The sequence below is a fragment of the Ensifer sp. Root127 genome, from assembly GCF_001425225.1.
Taxonomy (GTDB): domain Bacteria; phylum Pseudomonadota; class Alphaproteobacteria; order Rhizobiales; family Rhizobiaceae; genus Ensifer; species Ensifer canadensis.
In genome coordinates this window covers 58,332-74,786 of the sequence record NZ_LMDX01000019.1, presented here as the reverse complement: position 1 = coordinate 74,786, position 16,455 = coordinate 58,332, and the positions used below count along the sequence as shown (strand labels likewise).

The 16,455-nt window shown below is 59.0% G+C and carries 17 protein-coding genes and 1 pseudogene; 9 read left to right on the top strand and 9 right to left on the bottom strand.

Translation table 11 applies throughout. The features are described 5' to 3' along the window. Window positions 1-85 precede the first annotated feature (85 nt). The 5 genes and pseudogenes from ASD03_RS40680 to ASD03_RS20740 form a co-directional block, all read left to right on the top strand. Window positions 86-1,113: pseudogene (locus ASD03_RS40680) on the top strand (molybdopterin dinucleotide binding domain-containing protein); the annotation flags it as partial. A gap of 12 nt (window positions 1,114-1,125) precedes the next feature. Beyond that, window positions 1,126-2,649 carry an aldehyde dehydrogenase (NADP(+)) gene (locus ASD03_RS20760; RefSeq protein ID WP_057215958.1) on the top strand — a complete coding sequence of 508 codons (1,524 nt, stop codon included), beginning with the start codon at window positions 1,126-1,128 and terminating at the stop codon, window positions 2,647-2,649. A 703-nt stretch (window positions 2,650-3,352) separates the two neighbouring features. Beyond that, window positions 3,353-4,393 carry an alpha/beta hydrolase gene (locus tag ASD03_RS20750; RefSeq protein WP_057215954.1) on the top strand — a complete coding sequence of 347 codons (1,041 nt, stop codon included), beginning with the start codon at window positions 3,353-3,355 and terminating at the stop codon, window positions 4,391-4,393. Between the two features lie 20 nt (window positions 4,394-4,413). Further along, on the top strand, window positions 4,414-4,941 hold the full coding sequence (locus ASD03_RS20745) for an aldehyde dehydrogenase family protein (protein WP_057215951.1): 528 nt from the start codon (window positions 4,414-4,416) through the stop codon (window positions 4,939-4,941). A 114-nt stretch (window positions 4,942-5,055) separates the two neighbouring features. Then, on the top strand, window positions 5,056-5,397 hold the full coding sequence (locus tag ASD03_RS20740; protein WP_057215949.1) for an aldehyde dehydrogenase family protein: 342 nt from the start codon (window positions 5,056-5,058) through the stop codon (window positions 5,395-5,397). Between the two features lie 3 nt (window positions 5,398-5,400). Here ASD03_RS20740 and ASD03_RS20735 read toward each other — a convergent pair whose 3' ends face one another. The 3 genes from ASD03_RS20735 to ASD03_RS20725 form a co-directional block, all read right to left on the bottom strand. After that, window positions 5,401-5,766: an EF-hand domain-containing protein gene (locus ASD03_RS20735; protein WP_057215946.1), complete on the bottom strand. Its 366-nt coding sequence runs from the start codon at window positions 5,764-5,766 to the stop codon at window positions 5,401-5,403. A gap of 136 nt (window positions 5,767-5,902) precedes the next feature. Continuing rightward, window positions 5,903-6,367, bottom strand: coding sequence for a nuclear transport factor 2 family protein (locus ASD03_RS20730; protein ID WP_057215944.1), 465 nt, complete (start codon window positions 6,365-6,367; stop codon window positions 5,903-5,905). A gap of 15 nt (window positions 6,368-6,382) precedes the next feature. Further along, window positions 6,383-7,057, bottom strand: coding sequence for a type 1 glutamine amidotransferase domain-containing protein (locus ASD03_RS20725; protein WP_057215941.1), 675 nt, complete (start codon window positions 7,055-7,057; stop codon window positions 6,383-6,385). Window positions 7,058-7,377: 320 nt separating this feature from the next. Between ASD03_RS20725 and ASD03_RS20720 the strand changes: the two genes are divergently transcribed. Next, complete coding sequence (locus tag ASD03_RS20720) at window positions 7,378-8,058, top strand: response regulator (RefSeq protein WP_057215938.1); 681 nt, start codon at window positions 7,378-7,380, stop codon at window positions 8,056-8,058. On the opposite strand, the gene ASD03_RS20715 is transcribed toward ASD03_RS20720, so the two are convergent. Continuing rightward, complete coding sequence (locus ASD03_RS20715; protein WP_244494675.1) at window positions 8,055-9,251, bottom strand: YbfB/YjiJ family MFS transporter; 1,197 nt, start codon at window positions 9,249-9,251, stop codon at window positions 8,055-8,057. The genes ASD03_RS20720 and ASD03_RS20715 overlap by 4 nt on opposite strands. 142 nt (window positions 9,252-9,393) lie before the next feature. Beyond that, the gene (locus ASD03_RS20710; protein ID WP_057215931.1) at window positions 9,394-10,488 is read right to left on the bottom strand and encodes a nitronate monooxygenase family protein; all 1,095 of its coding nucleotides are present in this window, start codon (window positions 10,486-10,488) and stop codon (window positions 9,394-9,396) included. A 263-nt stretch (window positions 10,489-10,751) separates the two neighbouring features. Here ASD03_RS20710 and ASD03_RS20705 point away from each other — a divergent pair, with 263 nt between their 5' ends. Genes ASD03_RS20705 through ASD03_RS20695 form a run of 3 tightly spaced genes read left to right on the top strand, consistent with a single transcriptional unit; the run spans window position 10,752 to window position 12,957 of the window. Then, window positions 10,752-11,477: an SDR family oxidoreductase gene (locus ASD03_RS20705; RefSeq protein ID WP_057215928.1), complete on the top strand. Its 726-nt coding sequence runs from the start codon at window positions 10,752-10,754 to the stop codon at window positions 11,475-11,477. Continuing rightward, window positions 11,471-11,941 (top strand): RidA family protein, encoded by a 471-nt coding sequence (locus ASD03_RS20700; RefSeq protein WP_057215925.1) that lies wholly within the window; start codon window positions 11,471-11,473, stop codon window positions 11,939-11,941. Before ASD03_RS20705 ends, ASD03_RS20700 begins: the two co-directional genes overlap by 7 nt. A gap of 29 nt (window positions 11,942-11,970) precedes the next feature. Continuing rightward, window positions 11,971-12,957 (top strand): enoyl-CoA hydratase/isomerase family protein, encoded by a 987-nt coding sequence (locus ASD03_RS20695; protein ID WP_057215922.1) that lies wholly within the window; start codon window positions 11,971-11,973, stop codon window positions 12,955-12,957. A 228-nt stretch (window positions 12,958-13,185) separates the two neighbouring features. Here the strand turns inward: ASD03_RS20695 and ASD03_RS39740 are convergent, their stop codons facing one another. The 4 genes from ASD03_RS39740 to ASD03_RS20675 all read right to left on the bottom strand — a co-directional run bounded on the left by ASD03_RS39740 (window position 13,186) and on the right by ASD03_RS20675 (window position 16,399). Further along, a complete protein-coding gene (locus ASD03_RS39740; protein WP_057215918.1) occupies window positions 13,186-13,419 on the bottom strand; it encodes a hypothetical protein in 234 nt (77 codons plus the stop codon). A gap of 424 nt (window positions 13,420-13,843) precedes the next feature. Next, a complete protein-coding gene (locus ASD03_RS20685) occupies window positions 13,844-14,437 on the bottom strand; it encodes an NADPH-dependent FMN reductase (RefSeq protein WP_057215915.1) in 594 nt (197 codons plus the stop codon). Window positions 14,438-14,474: 37 nt separating this feature from the next. Next, on the bottom strand, window positions 14,475-15,503 hold the full coding sequence (locus ASD03_RS20680; protein WP_057215912.1) for a D-cysteine desulfhydrase family protein: 1,029 nt from the start codon (window positions 15,501-15,503) through the stop codon (window positions 14,475-14,477). 86 nt (window positions 15,504-15,589) lie between these two features. Next, window positions 15,590-16,399 carry an SDR family oxidoreductase gene (locus ASD03_RS20675; protein WP_057215909.1) on the bottom strand — a complete coding sequence of 270 codons (810 nt, stop codon included), beginning with the start codon at window positions 16,397-16,399 and terminating at the stop codon, window positions 15,590-15,592. Window positions 16,400-16,455: the final 56 nt, after the last annotated feature.

Here is a 16,455-nt window from a genome sequence, read left to right as displayed (position 1 = left end):
GAGAGGTAATCCATATGAGCAAGCAAATCGAACTTAAGTTTGCCGCTCCTGGCTCGGTTCGGGCGACATTCAACAATCCGCCGATACAGTCGGCATCACCGAGATCCCAGGCAAGGCACTCCTCAAAGGCATGGAACGGGCTTTCGGTTTCCAGCCCCACGCGGCCAAGGGCACAACGCCGTAGGGACCATGGAGGCCATCATCGCGCGCGAGTCAAAGGCTTTGATCCGCCTCGTCGGAAATCTTCCGGTCGCGATGTCGGATCATAAGGCTACGTTTGCGGGAATGCGAAGGCTCGATCTTGCTGTCCACATCGCAACGAAGCTGAACCGCTCCCACCTCCTCGTCGCGAGGACATCCCTTATCCTGTCCTGACTTGGTCGAACGGATCTCGATACTCAAGCGCTAGGCCCCAGCGGTCACTATCCCGAGGGTTCCTGAAGCCGCCTGGCGACATGGTCAGATCCGAACTGCGATTATAGCTGGAATAGCGAAGGCTAGGCTTGGTGATCGTCACGGCATCGACTGGGACGGCCTTGTTGGAGATTACGATCGCATCCGCGACAAGCTCGAGGCGGTCTTCTCCGATTTCTTCGACTTCAATGCGCGGTTCGCAATCCGGGTGGTTTCCGATTGGACGTTGCGGCCTCCTTCCGTCGCTGGAATACCGTCAACGGCAAAGATTACCTTCCTGATCGCGCCCTCCGCGAAGAGCGCTCGCAACGAAAGAAGCGCTCGTCCTGACGACGATCCGTAGCCCCGATCAGTACAACACCACCGTCTATGCCTTGATGATCGCTGCCGAGGAGTTTTTGGTCGACGCGACGTTGTCTTCATGAACCAGGAGGACTTGGTCAATCGTGGGCTCGCCGACGGAGATCAAATCGAAATCTGCGGGCTTCATGGCGATGAAGAATCGCACTCGATCGCCGGCCTTACTGCCGTGGCGTATGACATCCCACGCGGCTCCATCGCAGGCTATTTATCCGGAATTGAACCTGGTGATGTCTATCTCATTTCGATCCGCAATCGGGCACACCCTCATATAAAGGGGTACCTGTTACGGTGACACGAGCCGCCGGAATTCCTATATCAAGCTCGGTAGTTCAATAAGGAAATTCGAGCATGACGATCATTGGAAACCTGCTTATCGCGGGATCGGAAAAACGCGGCACCAACGGCGAGTTCCACGGAATCGAGGCAGCCACTGGCAACCCGCTTCCGGTGTCCTTCGGCGGAGCAACGCCCGAGGATGTCGAACGTGCTGCAAGCAAAGCCTGGGCGGCTTTCCAGCTCTATCGGGAGACCGATCTCGGATCCCGGGCAGCTTTCCTAGAGACAATTGCGGAAGAGGTCGAGAGCATTGGCGACAGTCTTATCGTCAGAGCGATGGCAGAGACTGGTCTGCCGCGTGGAAGGCTTGAAGGCGAGCGTGCGCGCACTCTCGGCCAGCTTCGACTGTTCGCCAAGGAGGTTCGCGATGGGCGCTTCCAGGAGCTGCGTTTCGATGGTGCCGATCCGTCTCGCAAACCAGCGCCGAAACCAGATCTTCGGTTGCGAAACGTCCCACTTGGCCCGGTGGCGGTATTCGGTGCCTCCAACTTTCCCCTCGCCTTCTCCGTCGCCGGCGGCGATACGGCCTCGGCTCTAGCAGCTGGTTGCCCAGTTATCGTGAAGGCCCACTCGGCGCATCCGGGAACTTCCGAACTCGTTGGTCGGGCGGTGCAACGCGCCGTGGCGCGAGCGAACCTGCATCCCGGCACATTCTCCCTGATTTTCGATACCGGATTCGAGGCTGGGCAGAACTTGGTCGCAGATCCGCGAATTCGCGCAGTCGGCTTCACCGGATCCCGCCGAGGAGGAACTGCTCTGATGGAGATAGCCTCGCGTCGGAAACAGCCGATCCCGGTCTACGCCGAGATGAGCAGCATCAATCCAGTCATCCTCTTTCCAGATGCCTTAAAAAACCGCGCGCGTGATATCGCCTCGGCGTTCGTTGCTTCTCTTGTCCTTGGAGCTGGGCAGTTCTGCACGAACCCCGGCTTGCTTCTGGCTATCGATGGAGCAGACCTCGACACGTTCACCCAAACGGCTGCGGAGCTGCTTCCCGAGATTAGCGCGCAGCCGATGCTGACACCGTCGATTGCGAGGGCCTATTGTGATGGAGTGGCAAAGCTCGAGCGGCACCCGGAAGTCCGATCCATCGCGTCGGGGAAAACCGGATCGGCGTACGAAGGTGCGGCCGCACTCTTCGAAACCTCGGCCGAAGCTTTCCTTGCCCACCACGAACTGCAGGACGAAGTGTTCGGCGCCGCTGGCCTGATCGTGCGCTGCAGGAATTTGGCTCAGCTGAATGAAGTCGTGGATGCGTTGGAAGGACAGCTCACTGTCGCGCTTCACATCGCTAACGGCGATCAGGAGGCAGTGACTTCCCTCATACCGAAGCTTGAATTGCTTGCTGGACGACTGCTCGTGAACGGGTTCGGCACGGGGGTGGAACTCTCCCCTGCGATGGTCCACGGCGGTCCCTACCCGGCGACTTCCGACGGAAGATCGACCTCCGTAGGCACGCTCGCGATCTACAGGTTTCTGAGACCAGTTTCGTATCAGGACTTCCCTATTATACTGCTTCCCGAGCCCCTGCGGTAAGACGCTATCCTGTGGGTGCTGACCAAAATCAATTGGCCACCCCAATTCCGCTTTTCATAAAGTCGCCGTCTGAGCTCCTCCTCGGTGCTCAGGCCGTTCTGATATAGAGTGACCAAGTACCTGGCGGCCTCCTCGGCAACGTCTCCTTGTCTGTCGCATCGCTGCTGAGAGCAGTATTCCCTCAGCAGACTGCGCATCATCGCGATTTCTTCGGCGCCAAGCGGCCGCCCACCTATCGAAAAGCTTTCGTGGATCCGCGCCGCTGACCACTCTTACGCCGGGTCGGTCGATCTGCACTGTGGTGCACAGGTCTCGCCGGCATTCCGAATCGAGTTGCTAGCGCCTGTCGAGGCAGGTACCCAAACCCGTGCGGCCTGCGTCGGCTGCCTCACGGACACCAACGCGACAATTAAGGCGGCGATGGCCACCAGGATAACGAAGACCGGAAAGGCGGATCCCGGGGGGCGGTAGTCTTGCGACATAATCTTCTCCTTTCGGTCGTCTGAACGCCGTCATGGAGAACGAGTATGTCGAATCCCGTCTTGGGCGGGATTGAACATAGGTATCGCCGATACCTTGGTATGACCAACACCTTCGTTTAGTAGCCGCAAGCGATTCATCTCTCCAAAGTCCTAATCGACTTCGTTCTTGGACACCCCCCGATAACGGATGGGTCCTACGCCATATCGAGGAGAAGACAATCATGAGCACCACCGAGCTTGCTATCCTGACCCGCCGTTCATTCAGTGGCGCTGCTCTTGGCTTGACTGCCACGGGAATCCTCGGCGCCATCGTGGGTACTGCACGCGCGGATCAGACCAGCGGCCCGAAACCGACGGCACTTCCTCTCACCGCCAGCGAAACAGTCGATGCTGGCGACCTCAAGGTAGCCTACTCAGCGGTCGGCCCGCAGGATGGATCACCCGTGATTCTGCTTCATGGGTGGCCGTATGACATCAACAGTTTCGCAGAAGTTGCTCCGATCCTAGCTGCACGGGGCCACAGGGTAATTGTCCCGTTCCTGCGCGGATATGGCGGCACCACGTTTCTTTCGAAGGAGACGAAACGAAACGGACAGCAGTCGGCGCTCGCCATCGACGCCATCAAATTGATGGATGCCCTCAAGATCGATCGCGCCACCATCGCCGGGTTCGACTGGGGCGCTCGCACCGCCGATATTGTGGCCGCGCTGTGGCCCGAGCGCTGCAAGGCACTGGTCTCGGTCAGCGGTTATCTCATCGGCAGCCAGGCTGCCGGAAAAGTTCCCTTACCCCCGTCCGCCGAGCTCCAGTGGTGGTATCAGTACTATTTCGCAACTGAACGTGGGCGCGAGGGTTACGCGAAGTACACGAACGATTTCGCCAAGCTGATCTGGAAGCTCGCCTCCCCTCAATGGCAATTCGACGACGCTACTTTCGACCGGACGGCGACCGCGTTCACAAACCCGGACCATGTCGAAATCGTCGCCCATAACTATCGATGGCGCCTCGGGCTGACTTCGGGAGAAAAGCGGTTCGACAAATACGAGGCAAAGCTCGCGACGGGACCGGAATTGTCCGTCCCCACGATCACTATGGAAGGCGATGCCAACGGCGCGCCGCATCCCCATCCGAAGGCCTATGCAGGCAAGTTCATCGGAAAATATGAGCACCGCCTGATCTCGGGCGGTATCGGTCACAATCTTCCCCAGGAGGCACCTGCTGCCTTTGCCCAAGCGGTCATCGACGTGGATGCGTGGTCCTAGCTGAAGAAGTGGACACCACAATGATAGATCTGGCCCACGAATACCCGAAACGCATCCTCGACAGCTTTTTTTATCGGGTGAGAGCTACTGGATCGAAATCTAAGAAGCTTGTCAGTCCCGCTGATTGCAAAACGCTTGCCGACGTGCCGATAGCAACGGCAGACGAAATCGGTCTGGCAATCGCGTCCGCGGCAAACGCCTTCGAGCATGGGACATGGCCCAGGACCCACCCAAGCGAGCGCGCAGCAATGATGCCCACGTTCGCCGAAGCGCTCGAACGACGCATGTCCCTTTTCGCGAAGCTTTGGACTGCCGTCGCTCTGGCAAGTCGGCTGACACCGCTCGCTGTAGCTCGGTTGCGGTACTTCGCAGGCCTCGCCCTCACCTACGAGTTCGAAAAGGAGCGTAACACGACGCTTGGCTTTGCGCCGATCCTTCCGAGCCAGTTGGTCCGGCAGCGATCATACGCGGCCTTTCCGATCCTGATGACCAAGCTGAGTGCTGCCCTTGCCGCCGGATGCACGTGCGTTATCAAGCCTTTCCGCTGAAAGTCCACCGGACGCATATCTGGTCGTTCAGTGCGCAATGGAAGCGGGCATTCCACCGGGCGTCATAAATGTATTTCTCGCAGATGCGGAAGGAAGCGCCCGCTTTCAAGAGACATGTCAATCGCCAGGGAGGAAATCTTCGGACCTGTGGTCACCATTCACACTTTCGAGGACATCGACGAGGCCATCGCGATTACCAATGACACGGACTTCGGACTGAGCGGCTCGATATTCGGAAATCCGGCAACAGCTTTCGATGTCGCCCGCAGGATTCGGATGGGCCAGGTGCACATCAATGGAATGGAGCTCGCACCGTCCGCACCTTTCCGATGTTCCAAGGAGTCATTGATTGGCCGCGAGGGTGGGCCAGAGGGGCTCGCCGCATTTCTCGAGACCAAGGCTGTCCTATTCCCATCCTACGGCAGCCTTGAAATTCCGCGAGATCACGGCAGATAGCGCCTACGCCTCCTTGTTGTCGTTCAGTCCCAGAATGGCCGCGGCTTGCAGCGCCGCCGGATCGTCTGACTTGGCGCGCAGATATCCGAGAAGAGAGGAAAAGTCCGTGGCGCACATATTTGCGGGCATAAGAATTCCGGTCGAATTCATTTCGTCCAGGTCGACATCGCCGTCTCCGTTGTGGTCGAGCTTCTGCTTCATGTCGACCGTGGGGCGGCCGTTATCATCGAGTGCTACGCCCGGTCTGAGAATCTGATCAAAGTTATTGAGTTCGTCCCCCGTCAGCTTGTTGTTCCCGTCCCTGTCGAATTTGGCGAAAGCCTTGTTCAGCATCTGGGAAAGCGGCGAGGCGTCGGCAACGACGGTCATCAAAATCTCCTGTGAGCGATGAGATTCAATATAATTCGGTACGATTCATCGTGGCGAAATTATCGTCCATTTATCTTGAGCGGGCCTGACCGGACGCGGCGCAAGAAGCGGCAATCTACACCGCCGCTCGCTCTGCCTATCGGCCAAAAATCAGGCGCTGGTAGTCGCGAAGCATATCCGCGTCCTCAACCGAGCCATGGTGATGGAGCTGCCGCCAGAAACCATCAAGTCTGACGAGCCAACGCGTCGTTCGAAATGCGATCTCCAGCTCTTTGTCCGCGGTAACGCACTTGCCACGCTCTCTTCCGACAAAGAGATGCCAATCGGGTCCTCCCTGACTCGTAAAGTCATGAAAGGTGACGTGGACCTCCGCAGGTCCGCTGAAGAGCTTGGAATAACCCTCCTCGATCGCAATCCAGCCCCGACGGATGCCGCCGATCGGGTTGTCCATGCTCGGGGCCTCGCCTGCAAGCCACACGGATTCCAGGCCCCGAAGATCGCCGGCGTTGAAGGCCCGGTAGAAATCGATCAGGACATCGAGGGGGCCGCCGTCTCCGGATTTGAGCTCGACGCCTTCAATCTCCGAAAGTTGGGTCTTCATGACAGACCTCGCCGATCAGAGAAGGCCGAGCAGCGATCTCGCCGCTGCAGTCGACGAGGCGGGGTTCTGGCCCGTGACAAGGTGGCCATCCACGATCGCGAAGCTTTCCCAATCGCCCGCCTTCTCATAATGCGCCCCCAGCGACTTGAGATCATCTTCGACCAGGAACGGGACGACCTTGGTGAGCTGTACCGCCTCTTCCTCAGAGTTCGTGAATCCGGTCACCCGCTTGCCCTTCACCAGCGGGTTGCCCTGGAACGTCACGTGGTGGAAGACGGCAGGCGCGTGGCAAACCGCTGCAACGGGTTTTCCGGAGCCATAGAATTCCTCGATCAGCGAGATCGACTTCCGGTCCTCGACGAGATCCCACATGGGCCCGTGCCCGCCCGAATAGAAGATCGTGTCGAAATCCTTGGCATCTACGGTCGCGAGGCGCACCGTGTTTGCAAGGACGGACTGAGCATCCTTGTCGCCCTTGAACCGGGTCATGGAAGCTGTCTGATTGCCTGGCTCGTCGCTCTTGGGATCGATCGGCGGCTGCCCGCCCCGCGGAGAGGCGACGGTAATGCTGGCGCCTGCATCCTTGAAGACATAGTAGGGAGCCGTAAATTCCTCCAACCAGAACCCGGTCTTTAGGCCCGTATTGCCAAGCCGATCATGCGAAGTGAGAACCATCAGGATGTTGCTCATCGTTATCTCCTTACAAAAGTTAAGACGTTCGGCGTCTTGTCCGGTCTGGCGAACAGAGGCCAGCTCGCTAAACTGAGCTGCCGCGCTCAATCGACCTCATGAGCATGCTCAAGTGACGGGGCGTATGCCATTGTACGATGGTGTCGTGGAAACAGGTCGAAAACGGATGTCGATACCATCGTACAATGGATTTTCGCCAGGAAACTCGCATGCTCTGCGTCGAGGGGCAGCGGGATATCGATCAGGGCAATAGTGCCCGCGCCCACACATGATATAGTGTTTGCACTCGATGAGCTTGCGCCCACTTAAGGAGGCAGCACATGTACCGGATGACCTCGGCGATGAATCATGCGACTACCGCGCCTCTGAACGCTCTGAGTGGATCGACGGTGTTTGTGGTTGACGACGACATTTCTGTGCGGGAATCTCTGGAACTCTTGATCGGGTCGGCAGGGTGGCGGCCAATTCTTTTTGATTCTGCTCAGGCATTTCTGAGCGCCACACCAAATGCAGGACCGAGCTGCCTCGTTTTGGATGTGAACATGCCCGGGCTCAATGGCCTGGATCTCCAGTCCTTGATCACGAAGAGCGGCAATCGAACCCCGATTATATTTGTGTCGGGCTTCGGCGATGTCCCCATGACCGTAAAGGCTCTGAAGGGTGGCGCTCTCGATTTCCTGACGAAACCGATCGACGCGGAGGCACTCCTTGCCGCTATACAGTCAGCTCTCTCAAAGAGCGAGGCACTCATTCGCGATGAGGAAGAGCTGATGCGCCTTCAAGTGTGCTACGATGCCCTGACCCCGCGGGAACGTGAGGTCATGTCGGGGGTGGTGAAGGGTCTATTGAACAAGCAGGTCGCGTTCGAGCTCGATATCAGCGAGATCACAGTCAAGGCGCACCGCGGCCAGGTTATGCGAAAAATGAGCGCCCGGTCCCTACCGGATCTCGTGAATATGGCGGCAAAGCTCAGGATCGACGACGGTCGAGAGATCCACTAGCGATCCTGAGGCCTGTGATGAACCCTGGCCGGGAACATCACGATCATCGCCACCAGCATCACGGCCCCTACGACCAACGTTATGCTTGCAATGCCTAGGGCGAGAGCAAACGCACCCTCGGAGTTTCGCTGGCGGGCAAATATTGCGCCTACGACTGGCGGCCCCAAGATCTGGCCGACTGCGAACATCGCCGTCAGCAGCCCCATGTAGCGGGCGTGATGACTTGATCGGATCCTTCTGACCTCGTTCATGGCAAAGTAGCTGATCGCGGTGAACGGGACACGGAACAGAATGCTGCTTAGGGCAAGACCGACTGCGTCCTCCCAAACGACAGACACTGCTACGCCTGCCGCCTGCACGAGATACGAACCGACGAGGTACAGTCGAGCGTCGGCGTTCTTCCGCACACGCGATGCCAGAAGTGAACCCACTACGGCTGAAACGCCGAACAGCGGCCAGAAGACCGTGAGCAAAGGGGAATCCGGTATTGCGTTCTTCGCGATAACAGGCAGGTATGTCGCAGTCACGATGTAGCCGAAACCAGCGAGCCCGTAGGCGACTGCGAACACAGGCATTTCGGTTCGCGGGACCCGACCCGAACTCCCCGCGCTGCCGACATAAAATGGCTCCACGTCTCTGCCGGACTTTCGAAAGACACGCCAGATAACTGCGCTTATCACCGCCGACATGACGGCAAATGCCGTCCAGCCCCACTGCCCAGTGAAACTCAATGTTGTCATAGCGCTGGCCGCCAGACCCGATATCGCAATCCCAGCTCCCGGCCCGGTGAAGATTGCACTGCCGATCGAGCCGGGTGCCCCGGAGAGCTCCGCCAAGCACCAGCCCGACGTAAACACGAAGCCGATCGCCGACGCGACACCTGCGAGAAATCTCAGTCCTATCCATGTCGACGGAAGCGGAAGCGCCATCAGTGCAGTCAGCACAATGGTGAGGACGAGAGCGGATTTGATGATCGCCGTCTGCGACCACGCCTTGGGTATAAGCATCGCCGCCAGCGCCCCGACGAGATAGCCGACGTAGTTTGCTGTTGCGAGCCTTCCTGCAAAAGCGAGATCGACCGTTCCATCGTGCAGCATCATCGGCAAAATCGGGGTGAATGCAAAACGACCAACACCCATCGCGATTGCGAGAGAAGCGGATCCTGCGAGAACGATTGTGAGTTGATCGGCCACTCGTCGCGACATGCGGATTCCTCCGGCGTTAGACGGTCTGATTGTTAAATTGATGTGACTTGTAGGGAGCTCCTTGAAAGGCTCCGCAGGTTTGGCGTCTATGCCGTACGACGCGCTGCGGGGGGCAGTTTGCCGCGCACGGCTACAGTCGCCTGATCGCCAAACCCGCCTCCAGGGCTGCCATTGCGTCCTCGAACAACTTCACGGTAAGTTCCGCTGAGGGAAGCCACTTCGCCAAACCAAGGGCCTGCCCCGCCCAGAGGTTGGTGAAGTCATCGCGTCCCTCCTCCTCCGCCCTCGCGCGGATCGCGGCGAGCGCCACTCCGGCGGTCGGAAAGGCGGGCGCCACGTCCGAAAGCGGACCCAGTTCTCGCATCAGTCGGTTCACGACGCCTCTCGCGGGCCTTCCTGTAAAGACATTGGTGATGGCGGTACTGGCGTCGCCGGCACGACCCAGAGCATCGGCGTGCAGATCCGGAATTTTGGCCTCTGGAGTTATAAGGTAAGCAGAACCGATCTGCACCGCTGACGCTCCAAGCATTAACGCCGCCGCAACTCCGCGGCCATCTGCGATTCCCCCGGCAGCAATGACCGGAACCTTAACCGCGTCCACGACCTGCGGAACGAGCGCCATCGTTCCTACTTGGGTTGTCATGTCCTGCGTAAGAAAGTTTCCGCGATGCCCGCCAGCCTCGAAACCCATTGCGATCACTGCATCAACACCATGTGCCTCGAGCCAGACGGCCTCCGCGACGGTCGTCGCGGACGATAGCACTTTGGCCTCCGCGGCCTTTACCCTATCAACGAGTCTTCGATCGGGAAGACCGAAATGGAAGCTCACCACCTTGGGGCGGAACTCTTCGACGACCTCGCAGAACTCGTTGCCGAAGGGCGCACGTCCGGGGCCGCTGATCGGGGCAGCGGGGTCAAGGCCAAGTTCGACGAAATACGGCGCCAAGAGTGCTCGCCACTTCATCTGACCAACAGGATCGGCCTCGGGCGTCACGTGGCTGAAGAAATTCACATTGATTGACTTGGCTGTTCTCGCAGTGATCTGCGTGAGCGCCTCATGTAGTTTCTGAGCCGAATACTGCGCGCTCGGCAACGAACCTAAGCCGCCAGCTTCAGAAGCGGCAATCACCATTTCTGCCGTCGTCGCTCCTGCCATCGGCGCCTGTATGACGGGAAGCTCGATTTCCAGAAGGTCGAGGATCCGGCGATCATGCCACGTTCTCATTTAAGGCTCCGTTCGATGCGCTGCGCTCCAAGAATTATTTGAATAGGCAATAGCGGTCTATTGGACCTTGGTGTCCTCCAACAGCCCTAACCAATCCAAAGGTATCGGAGACACCTTCGTACAATAGCGTCTGCACATTCTTTGGCGCGAAAGTCGCCACCAGTGTCCCAAGGGGCAGCCCCTGAAATTTGACAGCTGCGATACTCCGGCGCCCGTTCGTCGGCCGCTGTCGCTCGGAAAAGAAAAAATGGAGGTAGCACAAAATGAGTGTGCACAAGACGGTTGTGATTACCGGTGCATCACAGGGCATCGGCGCCGGGCTCGTGAAGACGTTCCTGGACAAAGGCTGGAGCGTCGTCGCGACGTCTCGGCGGATCAGTGAGGCGACATCGTTCGATCGTGCGGGAAGGCTTGAGCTTATCGATGGCGACGTTGGCGATCCCAAGACGGCGGAGCGCGTCTCTCAGGTAGCTGTCGAACAGTTCGGCTCCATCGACGCCCTCGTGAATAACGCAGGCGTTTTCTTCACCAAGCCATTTCTCGAATACACGATCGAGGACTTCCGGCGCCTCTCGGCAACAAATCTCGAAGGCTTCTTCCATTTCACGAAACACGCTGTCAGACAGATGCTTCGGCAGAAATCCGGTGGAAGCGTCGTCACGATTACGTCGTCGCTGACCGACCATCCGATCGCTGGCGTCAAGGCATCCCTGCCGATAATTACCAAGGGCGGGCTGAATGCGATCACCAAGAGCCTGGCGCTGGAGTTCGCCAGCGACAACATCCGAGTAAACGCGGTTTCGCCTGGTGTTGTTGACACACCGCTCCATGCTACGGGTTCACGGGACTATCTTCGATCCTTGTCGCCGATGGGCACCATCACGGCGGTGCAGGAAATCGTGGACGGCGTGATCTATCTCACGGAAGCGTCCAATATCACTGGGGAGGTGCTGCACGTCGACAACGGCGCACATCTCGGCAAATGGTAACGGTGAGCGCTGAGGCGCGAATCCTGGAGACCTCACTGGCACTGCCACCGCCGCCGACTCCGTTCGGGGCGTATGTCGAAGCTGTTCAGGTCGGCTGCCTTCTCTTCCTGAGTGGCATGCTCCCCGTCGTCGGACACGCGCCACAGTACATTGGACGGGTTGGCAGGGAGCTGTCCGTTGCCGAAGGTTACGACGCCGCGAGGACCGCGTGCCTGAGTGGGTTGGCGGCCGCGCGAGCGCATCTCGGATCCCTTGATCGCATACGCACCGTGGCGAAGCTGGGCGTGTACATAGCCGCCCCAGACGACTTTCGCGAACACCCCAAGGTCGCAGACGGAGCTTCCGAGCTGCTGCTTTCGGTCTTCGGCCACATGCGCCTTCCGCCGCGCATCGTGCTCGGCGTCTCCAGTATTCCGCTGGGGATGCCGCTCGAGGTCGAGCTCGTTCTCGACATCGCCCGATAGCAATCCCCTCAACAGCAATGGAGACCGCAATGAAACCGAACTCAAATCGATCCATTGGGATCGCGATGTCGTCGAAATTCCTGACTGCCGCCGCCCTGCTCATGCTCCCAGAGCTGGCGCTTTCCGGCGAGACCATGGTCGCCGAGACGCGCAGTAAGCCTGGAGACATCACAGCCACACCCGGCAGCGAACGGCCGCAGATCCGTGTCGAGAAGCGCACGCCCGCCTACTGGCGCGTGACCTTCGATAACCCGCCCTTCAACATCTTCGGCCCGGAAACGATCCCGCAGATGGAAAAGGTGGTCGCTGAAATCGAGGCGGATCCCAAGCTCCGGGTGGTCGTTTTCGACAGTGCTGTCCCCGGCTTCTTCCTGACACACTACAACTTCACGCCGCCTTTCGCCGAGTCGACCAGCCTCCCTGCGGGGCAGACTGGCCTGCATCCCCTGCCCGACATGCTCGTCCGCATCAGCAAGGCACCGATCGTCTCAATCGCACTCATCCGCGGTAGAGCCACAGGCGTCGGCAGCGAGCTCGCCCTGGCGAGTGACATGCGTTTCGCCAGCCGCGAGAAAGCGATCCTCTCTCAGTGGGAAGTTGGCGCAGGTTTCGTACCGGGCGGCGGGCCTATGGCTCGTCTGCCGAGGCTGATGGGACGCGGGCGCGCGCTCGAGGTTCTTCTCGGCTCCGACGACGTCGATGGCGATCTCGCCGAGAGGTACGGCTACGTCAACCGTTCATTCGATGACGATAAGCTCGATCATTTCGTCGACGCACTCGCCACCCGCATCTCCGGTTTCGACAGGCAGGCGATCGCCGACACCAAGCGCCTAGTTGATTTCGCCAGCCTTCCCGGCGACCCGGAAATCGGCGCTGGATGGGACGCCTTCATTTCCTCTGTTCAGCGCCCGGTTGCCCAGAAGAATATCGGCCGCCTGATGGAGATGGGGCTGCAGACGAACACGGACATCGAAGCCCGTCTGGGGCACTACACCGGAACCTTGGCCGAAAAGTAGGCCAACCGGCACCCGCGCATGAGCCCGGCAGGGTTGCGTGGGTGCCGACGTTCGCCATCATGTCACCTTCGCTTCAGCTGGACGGCCGCGCCAGGAATGGAATGGCCGGAATTGAAACCATCAGATGCACCATGGTGCCCAAGCGCTGCTCAATAGACGCCAGTCAATAGGTTCGAGCCTGGCGGATGCAAACGACCTCGAAGGAGCCACCGGATACGTCGTGCGAGATTATTGCGCCAACGAAGAGCGCTCTATGAGAGCCATAAACGCCCTCCAGACGGAGAGGCTGACCCGCTCAATATCTTTCCACGGAACCGGCATCGCCTCGCTCTCGACAATAACACCAACTCCCAGTTCCAGCATGTGAGGCATGGCAAGCTGATCGCGGTTTTTGATCTCTCGTGTCCAGACCTCCACAGCGCCAGCGATGTCATCATCGATCGAGGCCGTGCTTTCGGCCACGTGATTTGCAGCCTCATTGGCACTTGCCTGACAGAAACGGGAAGGAGCAGTCGGTGCTTGTCCTGATTACTCATTAGTTTGATGAAATTCTGATCGGCGCCAAATCTCGTGCGTATGCCTTCTATCTGCTTTATGGCGTCTGGGGCTAACCATCAATGCTTCTGCGCTCGTTCGAATTCAACGGTTGCACAGACGTCCAAACGGAAACTGAACCCTCGACAGGTCACCGCCGGGTCCGCGGCGTCGACGACACCGAATCGTGGTGTCTGCGCCGCCCGTAATCTTCTCCGGCCGAGGACCTGCAGCAAGAGCAAGAGTATGCAATCGCCACGAACGGCAAAGCTTCTGACGGCTACAAGGCTGACCGAGAATCGAAAGCGTCAACGAAACTTGCATTTCCTTGACGCTCGATGGTTCCTGCTGGTTACTGTTGGGAAGCCTTCGCGGCCATCGTGGCCTTCGCCCACCAGGCCAACTCGTCGAGCGCGGTGTTGGCCGACGGCAAGAGGTTGGCCTCGATTTCTTCGATCGGCTTATTGCCGCCGAGCGGTGAAGTAGCAAAGAAATCGCCGGCGCCGATGTGAACGGCGGCATGGGTCGAAACCATCTGCAGCTCCACACCGATTCCGCGGAGATGTTCGAGTGCGCGCGAACCGCCCATGCTTCCGTACGCGATTGCAGTGAACGGCTTGCGTCCCCACTCGATGTAAGCCTGGTCGAGCGCATTCTTCAGGACCCCGGTAATCGAATGATTGTATTCGGAAACGACGAATATGTACCCGTCGTAGCCGCGTACGGTTCCCTGCCACCGAATAGCATCGGCGCTCTTGCTGGGCGCCCATGCGTTCGACGCCACTTCATCGAAGAACGGCAGCGGATGATCGCGCAGATCGACGACTTCGATATCGATATCGCTGCGTTTCTTGGCCTGCTTCAGCATCCACTGGGCAGGCTTGTCCGCGAACCGTGTCGGACGGGTGGAGCCGATTATGAGCGCGATTTTAGGCTTCTTTGACATGGTAACCTCTTTGCCTGGTTTTTGGATCAGGTCAGAACTACTTGGAAGTGAGAACGTCGGCGTATGCATAAAGTCCGGGCGAACCCCCGGTCATGATGAAGAGCACGTTAGACTGCGGTGCGATTGCTCCACTTTCAACGTCGGACAGCAACCCTGCCAAAGCCTTGCCGCCATAAACCGGATCGACGAGAAGCCCTTCTGATCTCGCGAGAAGTTCGACCGCGGCGATCATGCCGGAAGTCGGCATGCCGTATCCTTCGCCCAGTTGAGCACTGCTTATCCGGAGATCGTCCGCGGTCACGCGAGCGTCGCTGGCCAGTCGCTCAAGAACCGCGTTGACCTTGTCCGCCGTTGCGGGGAGACACTTGTCTGCAGGCGAGAGCACGGTGTATGCGGCGATTCGAGAAGGGTGAGACCCCGCAACGACCACGCCAGCAGCCAAACCCGCATGCATGCCGCCGCTGCCGTTGGGGATGATGATCTGCTCGAACGCGACACCCGTTTCAGCCGATTGCCGGGCGAGTTCGAAAGCGCAATCCACGTAACCGAGGCAACCGATTGTCGTTGAGCCGCCGAGAGGCACTAGAAGAGCTTTCCTGCGAGTTTCGGCGATCTCATCGACCCGACGCCTCGCATACGCGCCAACATCGTCACCCGGGTCCAGTATATGAACGCTGGCGCCAAACAGATGGTCGAGAAGCACATTGCCGTTGGCCTGATAAATTTCGGTCGTCCGAGGTACCATCTGGGCAAGAACGAGCTCGCAGGCGAGCCCCGACCTGGCGCACGCTGCGGCGGCCAACCGTGCGAAGTTGGATTGAACTCCTCCCGTTACGACGAGGGTGTCACATCCCTCCGCTTTCGCCTGCCCGAGGAGGAATTCAAGCTTGCGGAGCTTGTTGCCGCCGCCGCCGAGTTCCATGAGATCATCTCTTTTGGCCCAGATCGATACGCCCCTACTCCGTTCGCCCAGAACTTCTTCGAGACGCGCCAAGCGCTGGATTGGCGTTGGACCTTTCATCAGTCGCTCACGGGGAAAGCTCTGCCAAGGATCTCGGTCGGTCATCCTCGTCACCCCTCAAATGTTATCGCCAGTGCGGCTGCCGCGTCGTGGGTTAGCTCGCACCACGGCAGCCCATTTTCTGACCGCCGCTAGTGCGCCGCAGCGGGGACGTGGTAGCGCGAAGCGGGAATACTGCGAGACAGGTTCGGCATCAGTTTCTGCCGGGCCGCCTCGTAAGCGTTCCAGTCATTTTCGTCGGGCACCGACGGCAACGTGATAAGCTCACCCATGTCCAGCCCGGCCAATGCTGCATCGACAGTATCCTCGGGTTTCATGACGATGTCGGTCGGGAGCCGATCCAACGACCCGCCCGAGGCATCCCAGAAAGGCGTCTCCACGGCGCCAGGAAGCACAGCCTGGATCCTGATGTTCTTGTCCGCGAACTCCTTCTGCAGAGAGAAGGTCAAAGCGATCACGAATGCCTTGGTTGCCCCGTAGACGCCGTTGAGAATTTCGGGCGCGATCCCGAGCGCCGATGCCATGTTGATGATGGTTCCGTTGTCGCGAGCGGCAAACGATGGTGCCGCCGCGTATACGAGGCGCGTCAGTGCCGTGACATTGACCTTGATCATCCGTTCCATTGCCTCAACGTCGGACTTCAGGAGAGGTTCGACGGCGCCGACACCTGCATTGTTGACGAGCATCGTTATCGTAGGATCGCTCCGCAGAATCCCTTCGACCTTCAGCAAATCATCCCGCTGCGCAAGGTCGGCGCGGATTGTGGTCACGTTGCGTCCGGTCGAGCTCGAAAGGTCCTTCGCGACCCTGCTGAGGGCATCCTGATTTCGCGCCACCAGCACGAGATCATAGCCACGACTTGCGAGGCGGTCGGCGTAAATTGCTCCGAGGCCAGACGACGCACCAGTGATGAGCGCCGTTCCTTTTCCAATGATGGTCATTTCAGGTCTCCTGATGTTTGAGGATATGTTGCGACGGGATCCGGGTTGGCCGGATC

What these genes read in the sequence shown, in the direction of transcription:
- ASD03_RS20760 (WP_057215958.1), top strand. Translation starts at nt 1,126, where the DNA reads ATGACGATCATTGGAAACCTGCTTATCGCGGGATCGGAAAAACGCGGC.
- ASD03_RS20750 (WP_057215954.1), top strand. Translation starts at nt 3,353, where the DNA reads ATGAGCACCACCGAGCTTGCTATCCTGACCCGCCGTTCATTCAGTGGC.
- ASD03_RS20745 (WP_057215951.1), top strand. Translation starts at nt 4,414, where the DNA reads ATGATAGATCTGGCCCACGAATACCCGAAACGCATCCTCGACAGCTTT.
- ASD03_RS20740 (WP_057215949.1), top strand. Translation starts at nt 5,056, where the DNA reads ATGTCAATCGCCAGGGAGGAAATCTTCGGACCTGTGGTCACCATTCAC.
- ASD03_RS20735 (WP_057215946.1), bottom strand. Translation starts at nt 5,766, where the DNA reads ATGACCGTCGTTGCCGACGCCTCGCCGCTTTCCCAGATGCTGAACAAG.
- ASD03_RS20730 (WP_057215944.1), bottom strand. Translation starts at nt 6,367, where the DNA reads ATGAAGACCCAACTTTCGGAGATTGAAGGCGTCGAGCTCAAATCCGGA.
- ASD03_RS20725 (WP_057215941.1), bottom strand. Translation starts at nt 7,057, where the DNA reads ATGAGCAACATCCTGATGGTTCTCACTTCGCATGATCGGCTTGGCAAT.
- ASD03_RS20720 (WP_057215938.1), top strand. Translation starts at nt 7,378, where the DNA reads ATGTACCGGATGACCTCGGCGATGAATCATGCGACTACCGCGCCTCTG.
- ASD03_RS20710 (WP_057215931.1), bottom strand. Translation starts at nt 10,488, where the DNA reads ATGAGAACGTGGCATGATCGCCGGATCCTCGACCTTCTGGAAATCGAG.
- ASD03_RS20705 (WP_057215928.1), top strand. Translation starts at nt 10,752, where the DNA reads ATGAGTGTGCACAAGACGGTTGTGATTACCGGTGCATCACAGGGCATC.
- ASD03_RS20700 (WP_057215925.1), top strand. Translation starts at nt 11,471, where the DNA reads ATGGTAACGGTGAGCGCTGAGGCGCGAATCCTGGAGACCTCACTGGCA.
- ASD03_RS20695 (WP_057215922.1), top strand. Translation starts at nt 11,971, where the DNA reads ATGAAACCGAACTCAAATCGATCCATTGGGATCGCGATGTCGTCGAAA.
- ASD03_RS20685 (WP_057215915.1), bottom strand. Translation starts at nt 14,437, where the DNA reads ATGTCAAAGAAGCCTAAAATCGCGCTCATAATCGGCTCCACCCGTCCG.
- ASD03_RS20680 (WP_057215912.1), bottom strand. Translation starts at nt 15,503, where the DNA reads ATGACCGACCGAGATCCTTGGCAGAGCTTTCCCCGTGAGCGACTGATG.
- ASD03_RS20675 (WP_057215909.1), bottom strand. Translation starts at nt 16,399, where the DNA reads ATGACCATCATTGGAAAAGGAACGGCGCTCATCACTGGTGCGTCGTCT.